Origin of the sequence: Mesorhizobium sp. M0833 (assembly GCF_040319905.1) — a bacterium.
Taxonomy (GTDB): Bacteria; Pseudomonadota; Alphaproteobacteria; order Rhizobiales; family Rhizobiaceae; genus Mesorhizobium.
The window spans coordinates 149695-169279 of record NZ_JAMYOQ010000006.1 but is presented as its reverse complement, the minus strand read 5'-3'; the positions used below and the strand labels follow the sequence as shown (position 1 = coordinate 169279).

Below are 19585 nucleotides of genomic sequence, written 5' to 3'. Positions count from 1 at the left end.
CAGGAGCGGCTTAGCGAGGCGTCTTGTCTCGATTTTGTCTTAAATGCGCTATGTCCGCGCAAGCTGCGGTTAACCCTACCAGATCGTAAAAGCGGTCCGGTTGTTCACCGAAGAGTTGCGGTCAACTGTCCAGGTCGCCACGTTTTTTCCCGATCCGCCAGTACCGCCATGGCGTGAACCAACGGTAACGATCAGCCAGGATCTCAGGCACACGGTCGATGCCGTGCGTTCCGAACGGTCCGCAGCGCAGCACCCGGAAAAACCCCATCCAGCCACCGGCCCACAGCCCGTGGCGGGCGATCGCCTCATGTGCGTATTCGGAACAGGTCGGCAGATGCCGGCAGGAATTGCCGACGAAGCCTGACAGCGTCAGCTGGTAGAAGCGGACGAGCGACGTGCCGAGGAGGCGGCCCGGCGTCTTGCGCCACGGACCGGGCCAGTTGCGTCCTTGTCGAATCGGCCTGGCGCCGTGCGCATGCCGATGTTGGCCAACCACCGCAGTCTCCACATCACGTTTTCCAACACGATAGATGTGCGCATCGGGCCAGGAACGCAATGGCGTTCCGGCAACCCCGTCATGGCCTGGCACGGCGAGCCGGGCAGCGGTCGGGCGTCGGCTTCCGGCATACGGCGACGCTGGTCGGCGGTCTCTCCTCGCACCAATCCCTATGCGGTTTCTCGTCATGCCATTGAAACGTCGCGATCCGCACGACATCGCCCAGAACGTTGAGAGACTGGATCATGGCAGCACTCCTTGAGCGCTGATTAGAGCGCCGCTGGCCTTGCCCTTCAAACGAGTATAACGTCCACGTCAGATAACTCTGAGTTATGCGAATGAAGCGCGGACACCTCCCCCTGACGGCGCTTAGAAGCTTCGAAGCAGCCGGTCGTCACCTCAGCTTCAGCCGTGCGGCCGAGGAGCTTTATGTCTCGCAGGCGGCGATCAGCCGCCAGATCCGCGAGCTCGAAGCCTTCCTGCGCCAACCTTTGTTCTTCCGCCATCATCGCCGCGTCGAGTTGACCGACACCGGCCGGCGGCTGCTCGACCAGTTGGTCAGAAGTTTCGAGGGCATCGACAGGCTGCTTTCGGAATTGACGGCGGCCCATACGCAGTCCGTGGTCCGTGTCAGCGTCGAACCATCGCTTGCATCCGAATGGCTGGTGCCGCGGCTCAACCGCTTTCGCGAGTTGCGACCCGATATCGACGTTTCCCTTGAGGTCGACCCGAGGTTGATAGAGTTTCGCAGCGATCAGCCCGAACTTGCCCTGCGCTTCAGTGCGCACGCCACCTCATGGCCACGCAGCGAAGCCGAACAGCTTGCCGCGGTCATCGATTCACCAGTCCTGTCGCCGGCGCTTCTTGCATCCGGCCCAGCTCTGGAAAAACCGATCGACCTTGGTCGCTACACATTGCTGCACGAAGAAAACCGTCAGGCTTGGGCGCGCTGGTTCGAAGCGGCCGGCGTGGCGGCTGAGGCCGTGCCTGCGCGCGGCCCGATGCTGGCGGATGCTTCGCTTTCGAAGCAGGCAGCCTTGCTTGGACATGGTGTCGCGCTGGGCGATCTTCTGCAGATCGGCGAAGAACTTGCGTCCGGCGCGCTGATCAAGCCTTTCGACATCGACGTCGCGTCCGGCGCCTATTGGCTGGTGGCCAGAAGGCTGAATGACCTTTCAGAGCAGGCCAGGGCTTTTGCCGATTGGGTCCGGGCGGAATTCGCCGAAAGCCGGCGTTTCCTTGCAAAGGCTTAAGCCGCCTCTTCCGCCCGCTTCTTTTCGATCTGGCCGATGGCGTCGACCACTGCGTCGAACGTCAGCATCGTCGAGGCGTGGCGCGCCTTGTAGTCGCGCACTGGTTCCAGGTATTTCAGGTCGGCGAAGCGGCCTTCGGGCGGCGGGCCGTTTTCCTTCAGCATCTTCAGCATCGTCTCGCGCACGCTGCGCAATTCTTCGGCGCTGGCGCCGACGACATGCTGCGCCATGATCGAAGAGGATGCCTGGCCAAGCGCACAGGCCTTCACGTCATGCGCGAAATCGGTGACGACGCCATGATCCATTTTCAGATCGACGGTCACCGTCGAGCCGCACAGCTTGGAATGTGCTCGTGCGGTTGCGTCGGGGCGGTCGAGCCGGCCGATCCGTGCGATGTTTCCAGCAAAACCCAGAATTTTCGCATTGTAGACATCGTCGATCATATTTTTCCAATCCGTCGCCGCCCAGCGAACAGTCATTGCCGCTCTGGCGTCTTCCTTTCGCTCGGCACGAACATATATAATGGCGGTAGTCGGGTATCGACAAGGCGACCACAAACCTCGTCGTGCCCAATTCTGTTCACGCCACTTACGGGCTGGAAACCGGGCGAGTTTCTGACACCCGAAAGGTCGTGGTCCGTTCAACTCGTTCCTCCTGAGAGAGGAACTACGGGAGACGCCTTTATGGACGCCGTTATCAAGAAACTCATGCCGCGGTCCGCCTATATGGAAAAGCCGGTCACCGACCGGCCGAGCGAGGCCGAAGTCGAAGCCGCTGTGCGCATCTTGCTGCGCTGGACCGGCGACAACCCTGACCGCGAGGGCCTGATCGACACGCCGAAGCGCGTCACCAAGGCATTCCGCGAAATGTTCAACGGTTATGATATGTGCCCAGCCGAGGAACTTGGCCGCACCTTCGAGGAAGTCGCCGGCTATGACGACCTCGTCCTCGTCAAGGACATATCCTTCCACTCGCATTGCGAGCATCACATGGTGCCGATCATCGGCAAGGCGCATGTCGGCTATCTGCCTGACGGCAAGGTTGTCGGCCTGTCCAAGATCGCCCGCGTCGTCGACATCTTCGCCCATCGCCTGCAGACCCAGGAAGCGATGACGGCGCAGATTGCCGGCGTCATCCAGGACGTCCTCAATCCGCGCGGCGTGGCGGTCATGCTTGAAGCCGAGCATATGTGCATGGCCATGCGGGGCATCCGCAAGCAGGGCTCCACCACGCTGACCTCGACCTTCACCGGCGCCTTCAAGGATACACCCGAAGAGCAGGTCCGCTTCGTCACCATGGTGCGCGGCGGCGGAACTGATCAGACCCGCCCCACCTTCGTTAAATAAGGACCGGCGAATGTCGGCATTGGAATTCCCGAAAGCTCCCTCAGACAAGAAGGCGCTTGAGGAAGGCACGGTCCTTTCGCCGCGCTTCGATGCCGGCGGCCTCGTCACCGCCGTCGTCACCGATGCCGAAGACGGCATGCTGCTGATGGTCGCGCATATGAATGCCGAGGCGCTGGCGCTAACGCTCGAGACCGGCATCGCGCACTACTGGTCGCGTTCGCGCAACGCGCTGTGGAAGAAGGGCGAAACCTCGGGCAATGTCCAGCAGGTCGTCGAGATGCTCACGGATTGTGACCAGGACGCGATATGGTTGCGCGTCAAAGTGCTGGGTCATGAAGCAACTTGTCACACCGGCCGACGTTCATGCTTTTATCGGACGGTGGGGCTGAGCGATGGCAAAGGGACGCTTGCCAGCGACGGCAGCAAGCCGCTGTTCGATGCAGAAAAAACCTATCGAAAGCCCAATACACCATCAATATGAACCATTCGCAGCACTTCAGCCACGTGTATTCATGATTTCGATACGGCCCGCCTGTAGGATGACCGTGGGACAAGGGAGATTGTGATGCTCGACTGGGCGTCATTGCGCAACAGACCTGACGTTCGGGAGGCGAATGGCCTCTCCTCGGCCGCGGGCGCATCCGAAACCATATCTCCGGGCAAAACAGGGATTTCGCTGGCATTGGGTGGCGGCTGTGCGCGCGGCTGGGCGCATATCGGCGTGCTGCGCGCGCTTGACGAAGCCGGCATCGAAGTGTCGATGATCGCCGGCACCTCGATCGGCGCGCTGGTCGGCGGCTGCTATGTTGCCGGCAAGCTCGACGAGCTGGAAGAATTCGCGCGCAGCCTGACCAGGCGGCGCATTTTTGGCCTTCTCGACCTCAATCTACGCGGCAGCGGCCTGTTCGGTGGCATGAAGCTCGATGCGCGGCTACGCGAGCACATAGCCGGCATCCGCTTCGAGGACCTGCCAAAACCATTCGTCTGCGTCGCTTCGGAAATCCGCACCGGCCATGAGATCTGGCTGTCGAGCGGCTCGTTGAGCACCGCAATGCGCGCCTCCTACGCGCTGCCCGGCGTGTTCGAGCCGGTCGCCTGCAATGGGCGTGTGCTGGTTGACGGCGCCCTGGTCAATCCGGTGCCGGTCTCGGTTTGCCGTGCCTACGAGCAGCCGCTCGTGGTCGCGGTGAACCTTCACTACGATCTGTTCGGCCGCGCCGCGGTGATCAAGCACAATGCCGGCGAGTTGGTCATCGAGAAAGACGCGCCGCGGGCCGGCCACGCCGATCCCGAACGCCAGTCGCGCGAGACGCGGCTCGGCATTACCGGCGTCATGGTCGAGGCCTTCAACATCATTCAGGATCGCATTTCGCGCGCCAGGCTGGCCGGCGACCCGCCGGACATATCGCTGCAGCCGAAGCTCAGCCATATCGGCCTGACCGAATTCCACCGCGCCGACGAAGCAATCCGTATCGGCTACCAGGCAACGATGGCGCAGATCGGCGACTTGACCCGGCTGCAGACCGTCCTCGCTTAGGCAGAGCGGACGGCGAGCTTCTCAGGCAAGCGCCGCGTCGACGATACGAAATTGCACCGTGCGGTTGCCGTTCCAGTGGTTGCCCGACAGCGAGCCGGCTACATGCACCGGCTTACCCCTGTTCTTGAACAGGAATTCGCCGAGCGCGGTATCGACGGCGCGAAAGGCGATCGCCTGGATGCGGCCGCCGCTTTCCGACTGCAGGTCGGCGCGGATGTGGTTGGTGCCGACCGCCCGCGCATCGACAAGCCGGTGGCGCGGCAGCGCGAACACCGGCGCGACATGCCCTGCGCCGAACGGCCCTGCCCTCTCAAGTGCATCGAGCAGCGCGAGCGTCGCGCCCTCGGCGGCAAGCGCACCGTCGATCGCCAGGCTCTCCTGCCCTTGCAGGCGGAACACGTCCACCGCCGCGCGCTCTTCGAAGAAAGCCCTGAGTTCGCCGAGCTTCGCCCGCTCGACAGTGATGCCGGCCGCCATTCCGTGGCCGCCGCCCTTGACGATAAGTCCGGCATCGGCAGCCTCGCGCACCAGCCGGCCGAGGTCGAAGCCAGACACTGAACGGCCTGAACCCGTACCGACACCGTTGGCGTTGAAGGCAATGGCAAATGCGGGCCGGCGCGCATGGTCCTTGAGCCGCGAGGCAAGCAGGCCGACAATGCCCGGGTGCCAGTTGCTGCTGGCTGTGACCACGATGGCCGGACCATTGCCGCCGGCAAGCTCGGCGTCGGCCTCTGAGCGCGCCGCGGCCAGCATCTCCTGCTCCATCGACTGCCGCTCCTGGTTGAGCCGATCCAGCGTCTCGGCGATGGTGCGGGCTTCGACCGGGTCGTCGGTTGCAAGCAGGCGGCTGCCAAGTGCTGCGTCGCCGATGCGCCCGCCGGCGTTGATGCGCGGACCGATCAGAAAGGCCAGATGGAACGTGCTGATCGGCTCGCCTATACGCGAGACCCGCGCCAACGCCGCCAGCCCTTCGTTTCTCTGCTGCCGCGCCACCTGCAGCCCCTTGATCACGAAGGCGCGGTTGACGCCGGTGAGCGGCACCACGTCGCAGACTGTGCCCAGCGCCACCAGGTCGAGCAGCGCAAGCAGGTCCGGCGGTGCGGCATCCGGCAAGCGGCCGCGCAGGATCTTCGCGGTCTGCACCAGGCAAAGGAAGACGACGCCGGCGGCACAAAGATGACCTTGGCCGGAAAGGTCGTCCTCGCGATTTGGGTTAACGACCGCAGCCGCCGCCGGCAACGGCCCGCCGACCTGATGGTGATCGAGCACCACGACGTCGGCGCCGGCGGCCTTCGCCGCATCGATGGAAGCAGCACTATTGGTGCCGCAATCGACGGTGACGATCAGCGCCGCGCCGCGCGAGACGAGTTCGCGCATCGCTTCCGGATTGGGGCCGTAACCCTCGAAGATGCGGTCCGGTATGTAGATCTCCGACGGCACCGAGAAATGCGCGAGAAAGCGCTTGAGCAGCGCCGACGAGGCGGCGCCGTCGACATCGTAATCGCCAAAGATCGCTACCTTTTCCCTGGCCGTCACCGCCTGGGCGATACGAGAGGCGGCCTTGTCCATGTCGGTCAGCGATGCCGGGTCGGGCAGCAGGTTGCGGATGGTCGGATCGAGAAACCGCTCGGTCTGCTCGGCGGTGACGCCGCGCCCGGCCAGCACGCGCGCCACGATGTCGGGCACGCCATAACCTTGCGCGATGGCGAGCGCGGCCATGTCCTGGCGCTCGGTCAGCCGGTGTTCCCAGGAAACGCCGGTGGCCGATTGCCTGACATCGAGGAAAAAGCGTCTTTCCCCCGTCACGTGATGCGCCGTCTGCAATTTGTCATTGCGCACAATATGCAACGGCTAACTGAGTCGAAATCAAAACTTTTCCAGATCCTGGTGCCTGGCCTTGATCTCGCGCACGGTCCGCGATGACGAGCGCAGCACGATCGTGTGCGTGGTGATGAAATTGTGGCCGAACTTGACGCCGGCCAGCATATTGCCGTCGGTGACGCCGGTCGCGGCAAACAGCACGTCGCCGCGTGCCATGTCTTGCGTGTGGTAGATCCGTTTGGGGTCGGAGATGCCCATCTTGGCGGCGCGCGCCAGCTTTTCCGGCGTATCGAGGATCAACCTGCCCTGCATCTGGCCACCGGTGCAGCGCAAGGCGGCAGCTGCGAGCACGCCTTCCGGCGCGCCTCCGGTGCCGAGATAAATGTCGATACCGGTCTCGTCCGGATCGGTGGTGTGGATGACCCCGGCGACATCACCGTCGCCGATCAGACGGATCGCGGCGCCGGTCGCCCGCACGGCTTCGATCAACGCGCCATGGCGTGGCCGGTCGAGAATACAGGCGGTGATCTCCGCCACCGGCACGCCCTTGGCCCTGGCGAGGCTGGCGATGTTTTCGGCCGGCGAGGCATCGATGTCGATGATGCCGTCGGCATAGCCCGGGCCGATCGCGATCTTGTCCATATAGACATCCGGCGCGAACAAAAGGCTGCCTTTTTCGGCAATGGCGATAACGGCCAATGCGTTGGGCAGGTTCTTGGCGCAGATCGTCGTGCCTTCGAGCGGATCGAGCGCGATGTCGACAGCCGGGCCTTTGCCGGTACCGACTTCCTCGCCGATATAAAGCATCGGCGCCTCGTCGCGCTCGCCCTCGCCGATCACTACCGTGCCGTTGATGGCAAGACGGTTGAGTTCCTGCCGCATGGCATCGACCGCAACCTGGTCGGCGGCTTTCTCGTCGCCGCGTCCGCGCAATCTGGCGGCCGCGACCGCGGCGCGTTCGGTGACGCGCACCAATTCCATGGTCAGTATCCGGTCGAGGCCGGCGACAATGTTCTGGGCCACATTCATCGATGGACAATCCTCGTTGGCACTTTGTTTTCATGCATGTCGTCGTCCCAAAAACCGCCGCACACTTTTGGGCGACATGCATTAGCCTCCCGCCAGAGACGCGCTCCTTGTGTCAAAGCCCCGTGACAACAGCAAGACCTGCGCTGGACCTTTTTGAAAACGCAGCAATATCAATCGATTAAAGGCAAATAAGGAGACTTCTATCCGGCCCGCTCGATGCGGATGACTTGCGGCTTGTCGGTCAGAAGGCTGTCCCTGGTGATGCCGTCGACGGCCTTGCGCACCGCCGCCTCGGTCGTCTCGTGGGTCACCAGGATGACGGTCTTCTGTGCCTCGGTTTCCGGACCGGCGGCATGCTGGACGATCGATTCCAGCGAAATGTCGTTGTCGGCCATGCGCTTGGCTATTGCCGCGAAGACGCCGAGGCGGTCGTGCACGGTCAGCCGGATGAAATAACCCCCGGCATGGCTGCGCATCTGCGCCTTCTTATAGGGCTTGAGCTCCTTCGCCGGCCGGCCGAAAACCGGACCATGCTGGAAGCCAGGCCGGCTTTTAGCGATGTCGGCGATGTCGCCGATCACCGCCGATGCGGTGGCGTTGCCGCCGGCACCGGGGCCGGAGAGCAGCAATTCGCCGAGGATGTCGGTCTCGATGGCCACCGCATTGGTGACGCCGTGCACTTGCGCGATGACCGAGGCCGTCGGCACCATGGTCGGATGCACGCGCTGCTCGATGCCGCTTTCGGTGCGTTGGGCGACGCCAAGCAGCTTGATCCGGTAGCCGAGATCGCCGGCCGCACGGATATCGGCCTGGCTGATGTTGGAGATGCCCTCCATATAGATATCGTTGGCGGCGATCCTCGTGCCGAAAGCCAGGCTGGTCAGGATCGACAGCTTGTGTGCGGTGTCGTGGCCCTCGATGTCGAAGGTCGGGTCGGCTTCGGCATAGCCCAACCGTTGCGCGTCCTTCAGGCAGGCATCGAAGGACAGGCCCTCGGCCTCCATGCGTGTCAGTATGTAGTTGCAGGTACCGTTGAGGATGCCGAAAACGCGGGTCACCGAATTGCCGGCCATCGCCTCGCGCATTGTCTTGATAACCGGAATGCCGCCGGCCACCGCCGCCTCGTAATTGAGCAGCACGCCTTTCCTCTCGGCGATCTCGGCCAATGCCACCCCGTGCTTGGCAAGCAATGCCTTGTTTGCGGTAACGACATGTCGGCCGGCCTCGAGCGCCGCTTTGACGGACGAGCGCGACGGGCCTTCGTCGCCGCCGATCAGCTCGACGAAGACATCTATCTCGGCGATCTGCGCCATCTTGACGGCATCGTCGAACCACTGTGCTGTGCCAAGATCAACGCCGCGGTCGCGTTTGGGATCGCGGGCCGAAACCGCCGACACCACGATATCGCGTCCGCACTGCCGCGTCAGTTCGGCCGCCTTGTCGCGCAGCACACGGGCCACAGACGCACCGACGGTGCCGAGGCCGGCAATTCCAACACGCAACGCTTCAGCCATGTCCGGCGACGCCCCTCAACAATTCGGTCGATGTGTATAAGATCAGCGATGCGCGGCGAGCGGTACGACATTATTCGGCTGCTTGGCGCTGGATGCGAGGAAGCGCTTGATGTTGCGCGCCGCTTGCCGGATCCGATGCTCGTTTTCGACCAGCGCGATGCGCACGTGATCGTCGCCATGCTCGCCGAAGCCGACGCCCGGCGCCACCGCGACGTCGGCGTGCTCGATCAGGAGCTTGGAGAACTCAAGCGAGCCAAGGTGCTTGAACGGCTCCGGGATCGGCGCCCAGGCGAACATCGATGCCGCCGGTGCGGGAATGGTCCATCCGGCACGGCTGAAGGAGTCGACCATGACATCGCGGCGTTTGCGGTAGACGTCGCGCACTTCGGCGATGTCGGCGCCGTCGCCGTTCAGTGCATGCGCCGCCGCCACCTGGATCGGCGTGAAGGCGCCATAGTCGAGATAGGATTTCACCCGCGTCAGCGCCGAGATCAGCCGTTCATTGCCGACCGCAAAACCCATACGCCAGCCCGGCATCGAAAAGGTCTTCGACATCGAGGTGAACTCGACGGCGACGTCTATGGCGCCCGGCACCTGCAGCACCGAAGGCGGCGGATTGCCGTCGAAATAAATCTCCGAATAGGCAAGATCCGACAGGATGATGATGTCGTTCTTCCTGGCGAAGGCCACCACCTCCTTGTAGAAATCGAGCGAAGCGACCAGTGCCGTCGGGTTGGACGGATAATTGAGGATCAGAGCCAGCGGCTTCGGGATCGAATGGCGGATGCCGCGCTCCAGGGCCGGGATAAAGCCGTCGTCCGGCTCGACCTGCAGCGAGCGGATGACGCCGCCCGACATAATGAAGCCGAAGGCGTGGATCGGATAGGTCGGATTGGGGCACAGGATCACGTCGCCGGGGGCGGTGATCGCCTGTGCCATATTGGCGAAGCCCTCCTTCGAGCCGAGCGTCGCCACCACCTGGCTGTCCGGGTCGAGCTTCACGCCGAAGCGGCGGGCATAGTAGTTGGCCTGTGCACGGCGCAGACCCGGAATGCCGCGCGACGACGAATATCGGTGCGTGCGCGGATCGCGCACCACCTCGCATAATTTGTCGACGATGGCCTTGGGCGTCGGCAGGTCCGGATTGCCCATGCCAAGATCGATGATGTCGGCGCCGCGCGAACGGGCGCTGGCCTTCAGGCGGTTGACCTGTTCGAAGACATAGGGCGGAAGCCGGCGGACCTTGTGAAATTCTTCCATGGCAGTTCCAGACAGTGAGGTTGCGGTCGCGCGTATAAGCTTATTTGCAACTAGGGTCGAGAGCGGGGTCGCATTTGCCTTCGATCTGCTTCAGCGCCTCGGCGCCGTGTTTTTTTGCCAGCTGGTCCAGCGCTGCCTGGTCCGCAACCTTGACGCCGCCGCCCTTGGCGGTCTGGCTCTGCTTCTCGGCCTTCAGTTGGGCGAGCTTGGCGTTCTTTTCCTCGTCGGTGAATTGCTCGGCCGCCACCTGCGGCCGGATGTTCAGGTTCGGATAGGAACCGGTGTCCTTCGCGCCGACAAGGCCGGTGGCGGGCGCCGCACCTTCCATGTTGCTGCTCGTGCAACCGGCCATCGCCAACATGACGAGCGCCATGCGGCAAAAACGACCAGTGCCGGAAAAAACGTTCTTGCCAATATTAATCGTCATATTGTTTTCCTGGCGGCCGGGTTAGAGCACATTGGACCCTGTTCGATATCCCATGGTAATATGTCAACAAAACGCTTCGGGAGGAACCCCGCGAACCATGGCCAAAACACCCGATTCGGGCAAAGCGGAAGATGACCAACCTTCGACCGTCGAGCAATATCTGGTGAAGGACCCGGAACGCTTCGCTCTGAACATGGCCCGCATGATCGAGCAGGCCGGCAAAGCCGCCTCGGCATGGGCCGAGCCGCGGGAAAAGGGCGAGGTACGCGATCACGTCGCCGAGCCGGTCGTCGACATGGTGAAGACGTTCTCCAAGCTCACCGAGTACTGGCTCTCCGACCCGCAGCGCGCGCTGGAGGCGCAAACGCGGCTGTTTTCCGGCTACATGACCGTCTGGGCCAATGCTGTCCAGCGCGTCGGCGCCGGCGCCGAGGACGCCGAGGATGCGGTCAAGCCCGAGCGCGGCGACAAGCGTTTCCAGGACCCGGAATGGGGCCGCAACGCCTTCTTCGATTTCCTCAAACAGGCGTATCTGGTCACCTCGCGCTGGGCGGCCGAACTGGTCGAGCACGCCGACGGCCTGGACGAGCATACCCGCCACAAGGCCGGCTTTTATGTCAAGCAGGTGTCCAATGCCATCTCGCCGTCGAATTTCATCCTGACCAATCCGGAATTGTTTCGCGAGACTGTCGCCTCGAACGGCGAAAACCTGGTGCGCGGCATGAAGATGCTCGCCGAGGACATCGCCGCGGGCAAGGGTGACCTGAAGCTGCGGCAGGCAGATTATTCGCCCTTCGAGATCGGCAAGAATCTCGCCGCCACGCCGGGTAAGGTGGTCGGCCGCAGCGACGTCGCCGAAATCCTGCAATACGAGCCGACTACCGACACCGTGCTCAAGCGGCCGCTGCTGATCTGCCCGCCATGGATCAACAAATACTACATCCTCGATCTCAACCCGCAAAAATCCTTCATTCGCTGGGCGGTCGAGCAAGGCCACACCGTGTTCGTAATCTCCTGGATCAACCCGGACGAGCGGCACGGCGCCAAGAGTTGGGAGGCCTATATCAGGGAGGGCCTGCAATACGGCCTCGACACGATCGAGAAGGCAACCGGCGAAAGGCAGGTCAACGCCATCGGCTATTGCGTCGGCGGCACGCTTCTGGCGGCGGCCCTGGCGCTGATGGCGCAGGAAGGCGACCACCGCATCAAATCCGCCACCTTCTTCACGACCCAGGTCGATTTCACCTATGCCGGCGATCTAAAAGTGTTCGTCGACGAGGAGCAGGTCGCGGCCGTCGAGAAGGCGATGAACGAGAAAGGCTATCTCGACGGCACCAAGATGGCGACTGCCTTCAACATGCTGCGCTCGGGCGACCTGATCTGGCCCTATGTCGTCAACAACTACATGCGCGGCAAGGATCCCCTGCCCTTCGACCTGCTCTACTGGAATGCCGATTCGACCCGCATGGGCGCTGCCAACCATTCCTTCTATTTGCGCAATTGCTATCTCGAGAACAGGCTCTCGCAAGGCATGATGGAACTGGCGGGCCGCACGGTTTCGCTGAAGGACGTTACCATTCCGGTCTACAACCTCGCCTCTAAGGAGGACCACATCGCGCCGGCGCTATCGGTATTCCTCGGCTCGAAATATTTCGGCGGCGAGGTCGACTACGTCATGGCCGGCTCCGGCCACATCGCCGGGGTCGTCAATCCGCCGGCGGCGCAGAAATATCAATACTGGACCGGCGGCAAGCCGGCCGGCGACTTTGACAAATGGCTCGCCGGGGCCACAGCCCACCCCGGTTCCTGGTGGCCGCACTGGCAACGCTGGATCGAAGCCAAGGACAATACCCGCGTACCGGCCCGCAAACCGGGCGAGCATATGCAAGTTCTAGGCGAAGCCCCCGGCACCTATGTCAAGGTGCGCGTGTAACCATCTGTAATGTGTGGTGAGTTGACGCGCCGCCAAAAGCGGGCGAAATGGTGCCGTCAACCCTGAGCAGCCTTGATTCATCCTCTAGCCGCCAAATTACTTTGAGGCTTGCAGATTTGACACAGGTCTCGTTTCCGGTTCGGGGAACAAGGGTCATTTCGACGAGACGTTTCGGCGCCGCGCCAATGACGAACCGGTCGGATATCGAGGGGGAATTTTGTTTTGAGATCAGCAGGATCGCGCCTCGCGAAGGGAGAAAGCCGCGCCATTGTGGCGGCGCTTTTCTCGATGCTCCTGGCGTCCTGCACCTCGGCCGGCGACCCGACCATGTCGGTCGGCATGCCAGGCTACAATACCTCGGCTACCGAAATCAGCACGGCCGCCGGTACGCCCCAGGCCAGTACGGCCGCATCATCGTCGCAGATGACAACCGCACAAATGACGATGAATGCCGACGGTGACGCCAACCTTCCCGAGCAAGTCGCCTATGTGCCAATAGCCAAGCCAGGGGCCAAGCCCGATGCCGGCTTCCCGATCGCCGTTCCAACGGCAGCCGAGACGATCGCGGGACACACGCCGCAGCCGCTGCAACCAAACGCCCAGACGGCCGAACAGGCCGTGGCACAGAACAGTGCTGATGCATCGAAGCCCGACGCCAAGGCCGCCGCGGCGGCGACGAACAACCCGGTCTATGTAACCGCCGGCGAGATGCCGCAGCCACAGGCCTACGCACCGAAGAAAAACTTCCTGGCCTCGCTGTTCAGCGCCACCCCCGCTTCGGCAGCATCGCCGGCCAACAGCAGATCGGGCGGGCAGGCAGCGGTCGTGCAGGCCAAGGCGACGCCTGCGGCAAAACCCACCGTTACCCTGGCCTCGGCCAATTCGGCAGAAAAGCCGGTGCAGCTGGTGTCGACCGGCGATACCAGCCATTTCACGGCCGATGCGCTGCCGGGCGTGCGCCAGACGGCGCTGTTCGAGATCAAGCGCAAATCCGGCCTCGACGATGAGAGCGACGTCGATCTCAACGAAGACGAAGGTTCGGGTGGCGCCTACCAGGTCGCCTCCGCCGCCGGCCTTGCCCGGCTGGCGCCCAACGGCCTCCTGAAACAGAACGAAAGCGTCGATGTCGCCTGCTTGAAGCCGTCGCTGGTTCGCGTGCTGAAGACGATCGAAGGCCACTACGGCCGCAAGATGACGGTCACCTCCGGCTATCGCGATCCGGCCCGCAACCGCCGCGCCAACGGCGCCAAGAATTCGCTGCACATGTACTGCGCCGCCGCCGACATCCAGGTTCCCGGCGTCTCGAAGTGGGAACTGGCAAGCTACATCCGCACCATGCCGGGCCGCGGCGGCGTCGGCACCTACTGCCACACCGAATCCGTCCATGTCGATGTCGGCCCCGAGCGCGACTGGAACTGGCGTTGCCGCAGGCGCGGTTAGGGCGAGGTTCTTCGGCCACTGCGAAGTTCGCTCGGCGACGCTACATCATGCCGCAAAACCAGCTTGGCTGTCGGAAAGACGCGGTTTGGAGCCAAAGGAAAAAAGTTGTCGCAGCCGGCGGCAGACGGGTTGCCGGTTTGTCGCGACGCAACTATAAGCGCTCACATCTGAGCGCGCCCATCGTCTAGCGGTCAGGACACCGCCCTTTCACGGCGGTAACAGGGGTTCGATTCCCCTTGGGCGTACCAGCAATTTCAACTTGGCATATGTCTATCGCCAGCGTGATGCTGGCAAGCGTGGCTGGACCCTACCCACTCTGAGGGGGTGTCAGCAAAGGGGCGAAGACAGACTGCGGATCGTGTCGACGGCTCCCTACGCCCTCAGCCCCCTCGCCTCGCCGCCGCGCTTGCGCGGAGGAACCATCATGTCCCTGGCAAGCAAGCCGCTCACCCGGCAAAAGGCCATGAAGGCCCGCCATGCGTCTTCGGTCTCGACGATGTCCACCGTGGCGCCAAAACAGGCATTGAACGCGGCTTGGTAGGTTGGCCCCTTCCGGCGAACCGGCCACGTTTGCAGCAAATCGAGCGCCTGCTCGACACTGTAGATTTCCTCGACCGGCTGGCCGGGCACAGGCGCGATACGCACCGGCACCGCAAATTGCAGTCTGTCCATTCGACCTCTCCCGAACCGACACCCCCGCAGCAACATCGTTCGGCAAAAAGTTGCCGTGGCGGCTTCATGCTTGGGCCGACTTCTCGCCTAGAAATGTGTCGTCACTGCGGTAGCCAATGAACCCGGCGGAAGCATTAGGCCGCTACAGGCAAAGGAGGACGCCCCCTGGCGTGAATATCGCAGGTCCTCGACCGTCGCCGGCAGTTCGTCCTTGAACCTTGCGCCTTCCAGTGCCAAATCTGGGGAGATTTCTCTGGCGGGGGCTCATCCAGCCCTCGCATCCCTGCAAGACGGATAAAAATGGTCACCTATCTCGACGCCGCCACGGCACCGCTCAGAAACACCGGCCAGATCCGTCTTTACGACGAGGAAGGCTTTATCGGCATGCGCAAGGCTTGCGATCTCACCGCGCGCTGCCTCGACGAACTGGTATCGATGGTGGCGCCCGGCGTCACCACCGAAGCGATCGATCGCTTCGTCTTCGAGTTCGGCATGGACCATGGCGCGCTTCCGGCGACACTCAACTACCGCGGCTACACGAAATCATCCTGCACCTCGATCAACCACGTCGTCTGTCACGGCATACCCGACAGCAAGCCGTTGAAGGATGGCGATATCGTCAATATCGACGTCACCTATATACTCGACGGCTGGCATGGCGACTCCTCGCGCATGTATCCGGTGGGCACGATCAAGCGTGCCGCGGAGCGGCTGCTCGAAGTCACGTATGAGTGCCTGATGCGCGGCATCGCGGCAATCAAGCCGGGCGCCCGCACCGGCGCCATCGGCGCCGCCATCCAGACCTATGCCGAAGCCGAGCGTTGCTCGGTGGTGCGCGATTTCTGCGGCCACGGCGTCGGCCGGCTGTTTCACGACGCGCCGAATATCCTGCATTACGGCAGCGCCAGCGAAGGCGTCGAGATGCGGCCGGGCATGATCTTCACCGTCGAGCCAATGATCAATCTCGGCCGGCCGCATGTGAAAGTGCTGTCGGACGGCTGGACCGCGGTGACGCGCGACCGTTCGCTGTCGGCGCAGTACGAACACACGATCGGCGTCACCGAGACCGGCTGCGAGATCTTCACGCTGTCGCCAAAAAACCTCGACCGCCCCGGCCTGCGGGCCTAGTGTCTGGCAGATCGGGGCGTTACCGTGCCCGGCAAATGCTGGGTGGGGCAGCCATGAACGGTGACGACGACGAGCGGGCCTTCTTTCCCGAAAGGCCGGTGCGATCGCCCGCGAAGGCCGTGGCCGCCGACAAGCCGCATTATCTCGGTCATCGCGACCGCTTGCGCGAGCGCTTCGCCGCCAGTCCCAACACCCTCCCCGACTACGAACTGCTCGAGCTTCTATTGTTCCGGCTGATCCCGCGCGCCGACACCAAGCCAGTCGCCAAGGCCTTGCTGGCACGCTTCGGTACATTGGCCGAGGTCCTCGGCGCGCCCGTCGAGCGCCTGCAGGAAGTGAAGGGCATCGGCCCGGCGGTGGCGCTCGACCTCAAGGTGGTTGCGGCAACGGCGCAACGCATGGCGCGCGGCGAGATCGCCGGCCGCGAGCTGTTGTCGACCTGGACGCAGGTTCTCGAATACTGCCGGTCGGTGATGGCCTTCGAGGAGCGCGAGCAGTTCCGCATCCTGTTCCTCGACAAGAAAAACGCGCTGATCGCCGACGAAGTGCAGCAGGTCGGCACCGTCGACCACACACCGGTCTATCCGCGCGAGGTGGTCAGGCGCGCCCTGGAGCTCTCTGCCACGGCGATCATTCTGGCGCATAATCATCCGTCGGGAGACCCGACGCCGTCGCGCGCCGACATCGAGATGACCAAGCTGATCATAGAGACGGCCAAACCGCTTGGCATTGCCGTTCACGACCACATCATCATCGGCAGGAAAGGCCACTCCAGCATGAAGGGCCTGCTGCTGATCTGAGGTTTGGCGTTGTTTTCAGCTTTGTCCGCTATGCGCCTATGTACCGCAACGTCAAGGCGGTCGCTCGATAAATTCTGGCGCCGAGGCTCAGCTGGCCGTGCGCAGGCGCCGCGATCGGACAAATGTCTTAAGTCCCTCGGAGTCGAACGGGTGGCCGAAGGCATAACCCTGCAATATGTCGCAGCCCAGGCCCTTGAGTAGCCGTGCGTGCTGCATCGTCTCGACGCCTTCCGCCACGACCTCGATACCCAGCGATTTGCCGATTTCGATGATCGACGAGACAACCTGCCTTCTCTGCGGCGATTTGACGATTGGGGTGACCAGCTGCCGATCTATCTTCAGTCGGCGCGGCTGCAACTTCAGCAAACTGACCATCGAAGCGTAACCGGTACCAAAATCGTCTATTTCGACGTCAATCCCCAGTTCTTTTATTTGCTCGATGTTCCACGTGACGAGATCGTCGTTCTCGTCCAGGAAAATCGACTCAACAAGCTCGAACGAAACTGTTCCTTTCTTGATATCTTGTTCTCGCAGGCTCTTGATAAGCTCCTCGTCTTGAAGGCGCCTCGCCGAGACATTGACCGATACCCGTGGAATGTTAAGTTTTGCAGCGGACCACTCTTCGAAATCCGAAAGCGATTGCTTCAATATGGCTTGGTCGATGATCGAGACGACGTTCAGTTCTTCCGCAATCCTCAGGAAGATGTCGGGCGCCAAAATACCCTTTACTGGATGTTGCCACCTCGCCAGCGCCTCAACCCCAACGATTTCGAGCGTCTTTGCGTCAAATTGGGGCTGGTAGAACGGGATGAACTCGTTGCGCTCGAGGCCGCCGAGAATTTCGTCGGCAATCCGTTTTGTATCGACGATTTCGCTTTGCATCGCGTCAGTGAAGAATTCGTATCGATTGCGCCCTCGGCTCTTTGCTCGGTAAAGCGCGATATCTGCGTTCACCAGCAGGTGTTTGGCTTCGACATCTTTTCCGTTGTCGACAGCTATACCCACGCTGACGCCAAAACGGCACCGGTGGCCCTGATAATAGACGGGCTCGCGCATCTGGCTGATGACCCGATCGGCAAGCAGCGCCAGTTGCTTGGTATCGTCGCGTACCACGCACAGAACGATGAATTCGTCTCCTCCAATGCGGGCGACGAATCCTTCGTCGCCGACCTTCGATCTGAGGACTGTCGACGCGTGAACCAGCATCGCGTCACCGGCGGCGTGGCCCAGCGTATCGTTGATGTGCTTGAACCGATCCAGATCGATGTGAAGCAGTGCCGCACGCCCGCCTGAGCGCCTGGCGTTTGCCGCGTAGTCTTCCAGTACCTGGTCGAGGTAACGCCGGTTGGGCAAGCCGGTCAGCGAGTCATGAAGCGCAATGTGCTCTATGCGCGCCTTGGCCGACTCGAGTTCTGCATTTTTCGACTCCGACAGCTGTTTTGCGCGAACCAGATCCTTGTTCAGCAGGACGTCGGCAGTCACGTCCCATTCCGCGCCGATCATTTTTGGGGTGTCGTTTGTGGCCCGGTAAAGGATCGCCTTGGACCGGACATGACGGACCTCGCCATTCGGGCGCACAATCCGGTACTCCGACAAATATGGTCGTCCGCTGGCCACCGCCGTATCGAAATCTGCGTTGGCGCCAGCCAGATCATCTGGATGGATCGCTCCCGCCCAGTCTGTGTAGCCCCGGTGCTCCCCCGCTGGTTTGCCATATATTTCATTGACGCGTTCATCCCATGTAAGCTCGTTGGTCGCGAGATCGTGTTCCCAAACCCCGATAGCCGAAGCTTCCAGAGCGAGTTCGAGGCGTCGTGACAATCGGCGCAATTCCGCATAATTGCGCTGTCTTTCGCCTATCAGACGACCAGTGACCAGGAAAGGGAACACAACCAAGGCCCCGGCCGTCGCCATGATCGCGCGCAACAACCATGCGTTACTTGGCGTCGAAGGCCAGCCGTTCTTGGGAATGGCAGCGAGCTGCCACGAGCCGGAAGGAAGCAAAACGTCAGCCGTCACCGGATCGCTTTTGCTGATCTCCTCATTGCCGTAGAATTGACCACCTCGGTGACCGAGGGCGTCCCTGCCGATCAGCGCTACGTCGATCCCGAGATCGTCGTCAAGCATGCCGCTCGCTTTGTAAAGGCGCTGCACGTCGACAACGGCTGAAATAATGCCCCAGAACCTTTCCGTGTTGCCCGCGCTGGGCACGAAAACCGGAAAGCGGCCGATGAAGCCTTGTCCCCCCTGCTTCAGCTCGACGGGACCGGCAAGCACCAGCTTGCGTTCATCTCGCGCCCTCAGCGCAGCCGCACGCTGCCGCTCGTTCTTGCGGTAGTCCAGGCCCATCGCCTGCTCATTACCCTCCATCGGGTACATCAGGGAAACGACCAGATCGGGCGCGCCGGCAATATTGTTCAATTGCGAGTCGGCGCCAAATAGATTGCTCGCCAGCGAGGCGAAGCGTTGCTGTCCCATATAAGGCTCGGTCACGACGGCGGCGACCAATCCACGCACGAGTTGAAGGTTTCCGTTGATATTGCCTTCGAGCTTGGCGCGGATGAGATTGACCTTGGTCAACACGTCCGCACGGACGGCCTGGTCCGAGACGACTTTGTTCTGGTGCTCCGCGAACGCGGCGCTGATAAGTATGACGACAAGCGCGATCGCCGCCGGAATATTTGCCGACGAAAAGACGACCTCCTTGATGCCGCCGAACTTAGCGCGGAAAAAAGCCAATAGGCGATTCCTCAAGTGCCATTTCAGGTTCCCGGGTCGACCCGATGAGGAAACATTAGCTTTCAATGTTTAATGTCACCTTCACGCTCCTTAGAGCTTTGCGCTTTCCGACCCGTTGCTGATGCTGCAGGCCCGAGCGGTTGGAGCCAGCTGCCGACTTCCACTGACATGGTCCCACTGATTGAGTTGA

Annotated in this window: 17 protein-coding genes and 1 tRNA gene; 9 read left to right on the top strand and 9 right to left on the bottom strand. The window is 62.3% G+C overall.

Features of this window, described 5'->3' with window-relative positions; genetic code table 11:
• Window positions 1–121: 121 nt before the first annotated feature.
• Complete coding sequence (gene yidD, locus NKH98_RS09635) at window positions 122–496, bottom strand: membrane protein insertion efficiency factor YidD (RefSeq protein WP_352898000.1); 375 nt, start codon at window positions 494–496, stop codon at window positions 122–124.
• A gap of 338 nt (window positions 497–834) precedes the next feature.
• On the opposite strand from yidD, the gene NKH98_RS09630 reads away from it, so the two are divergent.
• Entirely contained in the window at window positions 835–1749 is a 915-nt protein-coding gene (locus NKH98_RS09630; RefSeq protein WP_352897910.1) for a LysR substrate-binding domain-containing protein, read from the top strand.
• Here NKH98_RS09630 and NKH98_RS09625 read toward each other — a convergent pair.
• Entirely contained in the window at window positions 1746–2192 is a 447-nt protein-coding gene (locus NKH98_RS09625) for an iron-sulfur cluster assembly scaffold protein (protein WP_352479757.1), read from the bottom strand. The genes NKH98_RS09630 and NKH98_RS09625 overlap by 4 nt on opposite strands.
• Before the next feature lie 240 nt (window positions 2193–2432).
• Here NKH98_RS09625 and folE point away from each other — a divergent pair, with 240 nt between their 5' ends.
• The 3 genes from folE to NKH98_RS09610 all read left to right on the top strand — a co-directional run bounded on the left by folE (window position 2433) and on the right by NKH98_RS09610 (window position 4632).
• On the top strand, window positions 2433–3095 hold the full coding sequence (folE, locus tag NKH98_RS09620) for a GTP cyclohydrolase I FolE (protein ID WP_254818364.1): 663 nt from the start codon (window positions 2433–2435) through the stop codon (window positions 3093–3095).
• Window positions 3096–3105: 10 nt separating this feature from the next.
• Window positions 3106–3576, top strand: a complete 471-nt coding sequence (hisI, locus tag NKH98_RS09615; protein WP_352479758.1) for a phosphoribosyl-AMP cyclohydrolase — start codon at window positions 3106–3108, stop codon at window positions 3574–3576.
• Window positions 3577–3660: 84 nt separating this feature from the next.
• On the top strand, window positions 3661–4632 hold the full coding sequence (locus tag NKH98_RS09610; RefSeq protein WP_352689962.1) for a patatin family protein: 972 nt from the start codon (window positions 3661–3663) through the stop codon (window positions 4630–4632).
• A gap of 21 nt (window positions 4633–4653) precedes the next feature.
• Here the strand turns inward: NKH98_RS09610 and recJ are convergent, their stop codons facing one another.
• The 5 genes from recJ to NKH98_RS09585 all read right to left on the bottom strand — a co-directional run bounded on the left by recJ (window position 4654) and on the right by NKH98_RS09585 (window position 10683).
• Window positions 4654–6438 (bottom strand): single-stranded-DNA-specific exonuclease RecJ, encoded by a 1785-nt coding sequence (gene recJ / locus NKH98_RS09605; protein WP_352897908.1) that lies wholly within the window; start codon window positions 6436–6438, stop codon window positions 4654–4656.
• Between the two features lie 60 nt (window positions 6439–6498).
• The gene (glpX, locus tag NKH98_RS09600; RefSeq protein WP_352689960.1) at window positions 6499–7482 is read right to left on the bottom strand and encodes a class II fructose-bisphosphatase; all 984 of its coding nucleotides are present in this window, start codon (window positions 7480–7482) and stop codon (window positions 6499–6501) included.
• A 200-nt stretch (window positions 7483–7682) separates the two neighbouring features.
• Window positions 7683–8996, bottom strand: coding sequence for a homoserine dehydrogenase (locus tag NKH98_RS09595; RefSeq protein WP_352704468.1), 1314 nt, complete (start codon window positions 8994–8996; stop codon window positions 7683–7685).
• Window positions 8997–9038: 42 nt separating this feature from the next.
• Window positions 9039–10256: an LL-diaminopimelate aminotransferase gene (locus NKH98_RS09590; protein WP_254818358.1), complete on the bottom strand. Its 1218-nt coding sequence runs from the start codon at window positions 10254–10256 to the stop codon at window positions 9039–9041.
• A 40-nt stretch (window positions 10257–10296) separates the two neighbouring features.
• Window positions 10297–10683, bottom strand: coding sequence for a hypothetical protein (locus tag NKH98_RS09585; protein WP_352704470.1), 387 nt, complete (start codon window positions 10681–10683; stop codon window positions 10297–10299).
• A gap of 97 nt (window positions 10684–10780) precedes the next feature.
• Here NKH98_RS09585 and phaC point away from each other — a divergent pair, with 97 nt between their 5' ends.
• The 3 genes from phaC to NKH98_RS09570 all read left to right on the top strand — a co-directional run bounded on the left by phaC (window position 10781) and on the right by NKH98_RS09570 (window position 14304).
• Window positions 10781–12616, top strand: coding sequence for a class I poly(R)-hydroxyalkanoic acid synthase (gene phaC / locus NKH98_RS09580; RefSeq protein ID WP_352897905.1), 1836 nt, complete (start codon window positions 10781–10783; stop codon window positions 12614–12616).
• A 327-nt stretch (window positions 12617–12943) separates the two neighbouring features.
• Window positions 12944–14056 carry a YcbK family protein gene (locus tag NKH98_RS09575; protein ID WP_352897998.1) on the top strand — a complete coding sequence of 371 codons (1113 nt, stop codon included), beginning with the start codon at window positions 12944–12946 and terminating at the stop codon, window positions 14054–14056.
• Between the two features lie 173 nt (window positions 14057–14229).
• Window positions 14230–14304: transfer RNA gene (locus NKH98_RS09570), tRNA-Glu, on the top strand.
• Window positions 14305–14428: 124 nt separating this feature from the next.
• Here NKH98_RS09570 and NKH98_RS09565 read toward each other — a convergent pair.
• Window positions 14429–14728, bottom strand: a complete 300-nt coding sequence (locus NKH98_RS09565) for a DUF982 domain-containing protein (protein WP_352704499.1) — start codon at window positions 14726–14728, stop codon at window positions 14429–14431.
• Between the two features lie 300 nt (window positions 14729–15028).
• On the opposite strand from NKH98_RS09565, the gene map reads away from it, so the two are divergent.
• The gene (gene map, locus NKH98_RS09560; RefSeq protein WP_254818354.1) at window positions 15029–15856 is read left to right on the top strand and encodes a type I methionyl aminopeptidase; all 828 of its coding nucleotides are present in this window, start codon (window positions 15029–15031) and stop codon (window positions 15854–15856) included.
• 53 nt (window positions 15857–15909) lie between these two features.
• Window positions 15910–16656 carry a RadC family protein gene (gene radC / locus NKH98_RS09555; RefSeq protein WP_352650918.1) on the top strand — a complete coding sequence of 249 codons (747 nt, stop codon included), beginning with the start codon at window positions 15910–15912 and terminating at the stop codon, window positions 16654–16656.
• An 87-nt stretch (window positions 16657–16743) separates the two neighbouring features.
• Here radC and NKH98_RS09550 read toward each other — a convergent pair whose 3' ends face one another.
• Window positions 16744–19323 carry a bifunctional diguanylate cyclase/phosphodiesterase gene (locus NKH98_RS09550; protein ID WP_352897996.1) on the bottom strand — a complete coding sequence of 860 codons (2580 nt, stop codon included), beginning with the start codon at window positions 19321–19323 and terminating at the stop codon, window positions 16744–16746.
• Window positions 19324–19585 lie beyond the last annotated feature (262 nt).

Coding starts and splice junctions, on each gene's coding strand:
- hisI (WP_352479758.1), top strand. CDS start 3,106: ATGTCGGCATTGGAATTCCCGAAAGCTCCCTCAGACAAGAAGGCGCTT.
- NKH98_RS09565 (WP_352704499.1), bottom strand. CDS start 14,728: ATGGACAGACTGCAATTTGCGGTGCCGGTGCGTATCGCGCCTGTGCCC.
- NKH98_RS09575 (WP_352897998.1), top strand. CDS start 12,944: ATGTCGGTCGGCATGCCAGGCTACAATACCTCGGCTACCGAAATCAGC.
- folE (WP_254818364.1), top strand. CDS start 2,433: ATGGACGCCGTTATCAAGAAACTCATGCCGCGGTCCGCCTATATGGAA.
- glpX (WP_352689960.1), bottom strand. CDS start 7,482: ATGAATGTGGCCCAGAACATTGTCGCCGGCCTCGACCGGATACTGACC.
- NKH98_RS09630 (WP_352897910.1), top strand. CDS start 835: ATGAAGCGCGGACACCTCCCCCTGACGGCGCTTAGAAGCTTCGAAGCA.
- NKH98_RS09595 (WP_352704468.1), bottom strand. CDS start 8,996: ATGGCTGAAGCGTTGCGTGTTGGAATTGCCGGCCTCGGCACCGTCGGT.
- NKH98_RS09625 (WP_352479757.1), bottom strand. CDS start 2,192: ATGATCGACGATGTCTACAATGCGAAAATTCTGGGTTTTGCTGGAAAC.
- NKH98_RS09610 (WP_352689962.1), top strand. CDS start 3,661: ATGCTCGACTGGGCGTCATTGCGCAACAGACCTGACGTTCGGGAGGCG.
- map (WP_254818354.1), top strand. CDS start 15,029: ATGGTCACCTATCTCGACGCCGCCACGGCACCGCTCAGAAACACCGGC.
- phaC (WP_352897905.1), top strand. CDS start 10,781: ATGGCCAAAACACCCGATTCGGGCAAAGCGGAAGATGACCAACCTTCG.
- NKH98_RS09590 (WP_254818358.1), bottom strand. CDS start 10,256: ATGGAAGAATTTCACAAGGTCCGCCGGCTTCCGCCCTATGTCTTCGAA.
- radC (WP_352650918.1), top strand. CDS start 15,910: ATGAACGGTGACGACGACGAGCGGGCCTTCTTTCCCGAAAGGCCGGTG.
- NKH98_RS09585 (WP_352704470.1), bottom strand. CDS start 10,683: ATGACGATTAATATTGGCAAGAACGTTTTTTCCGGCACTGGTCGTTTT.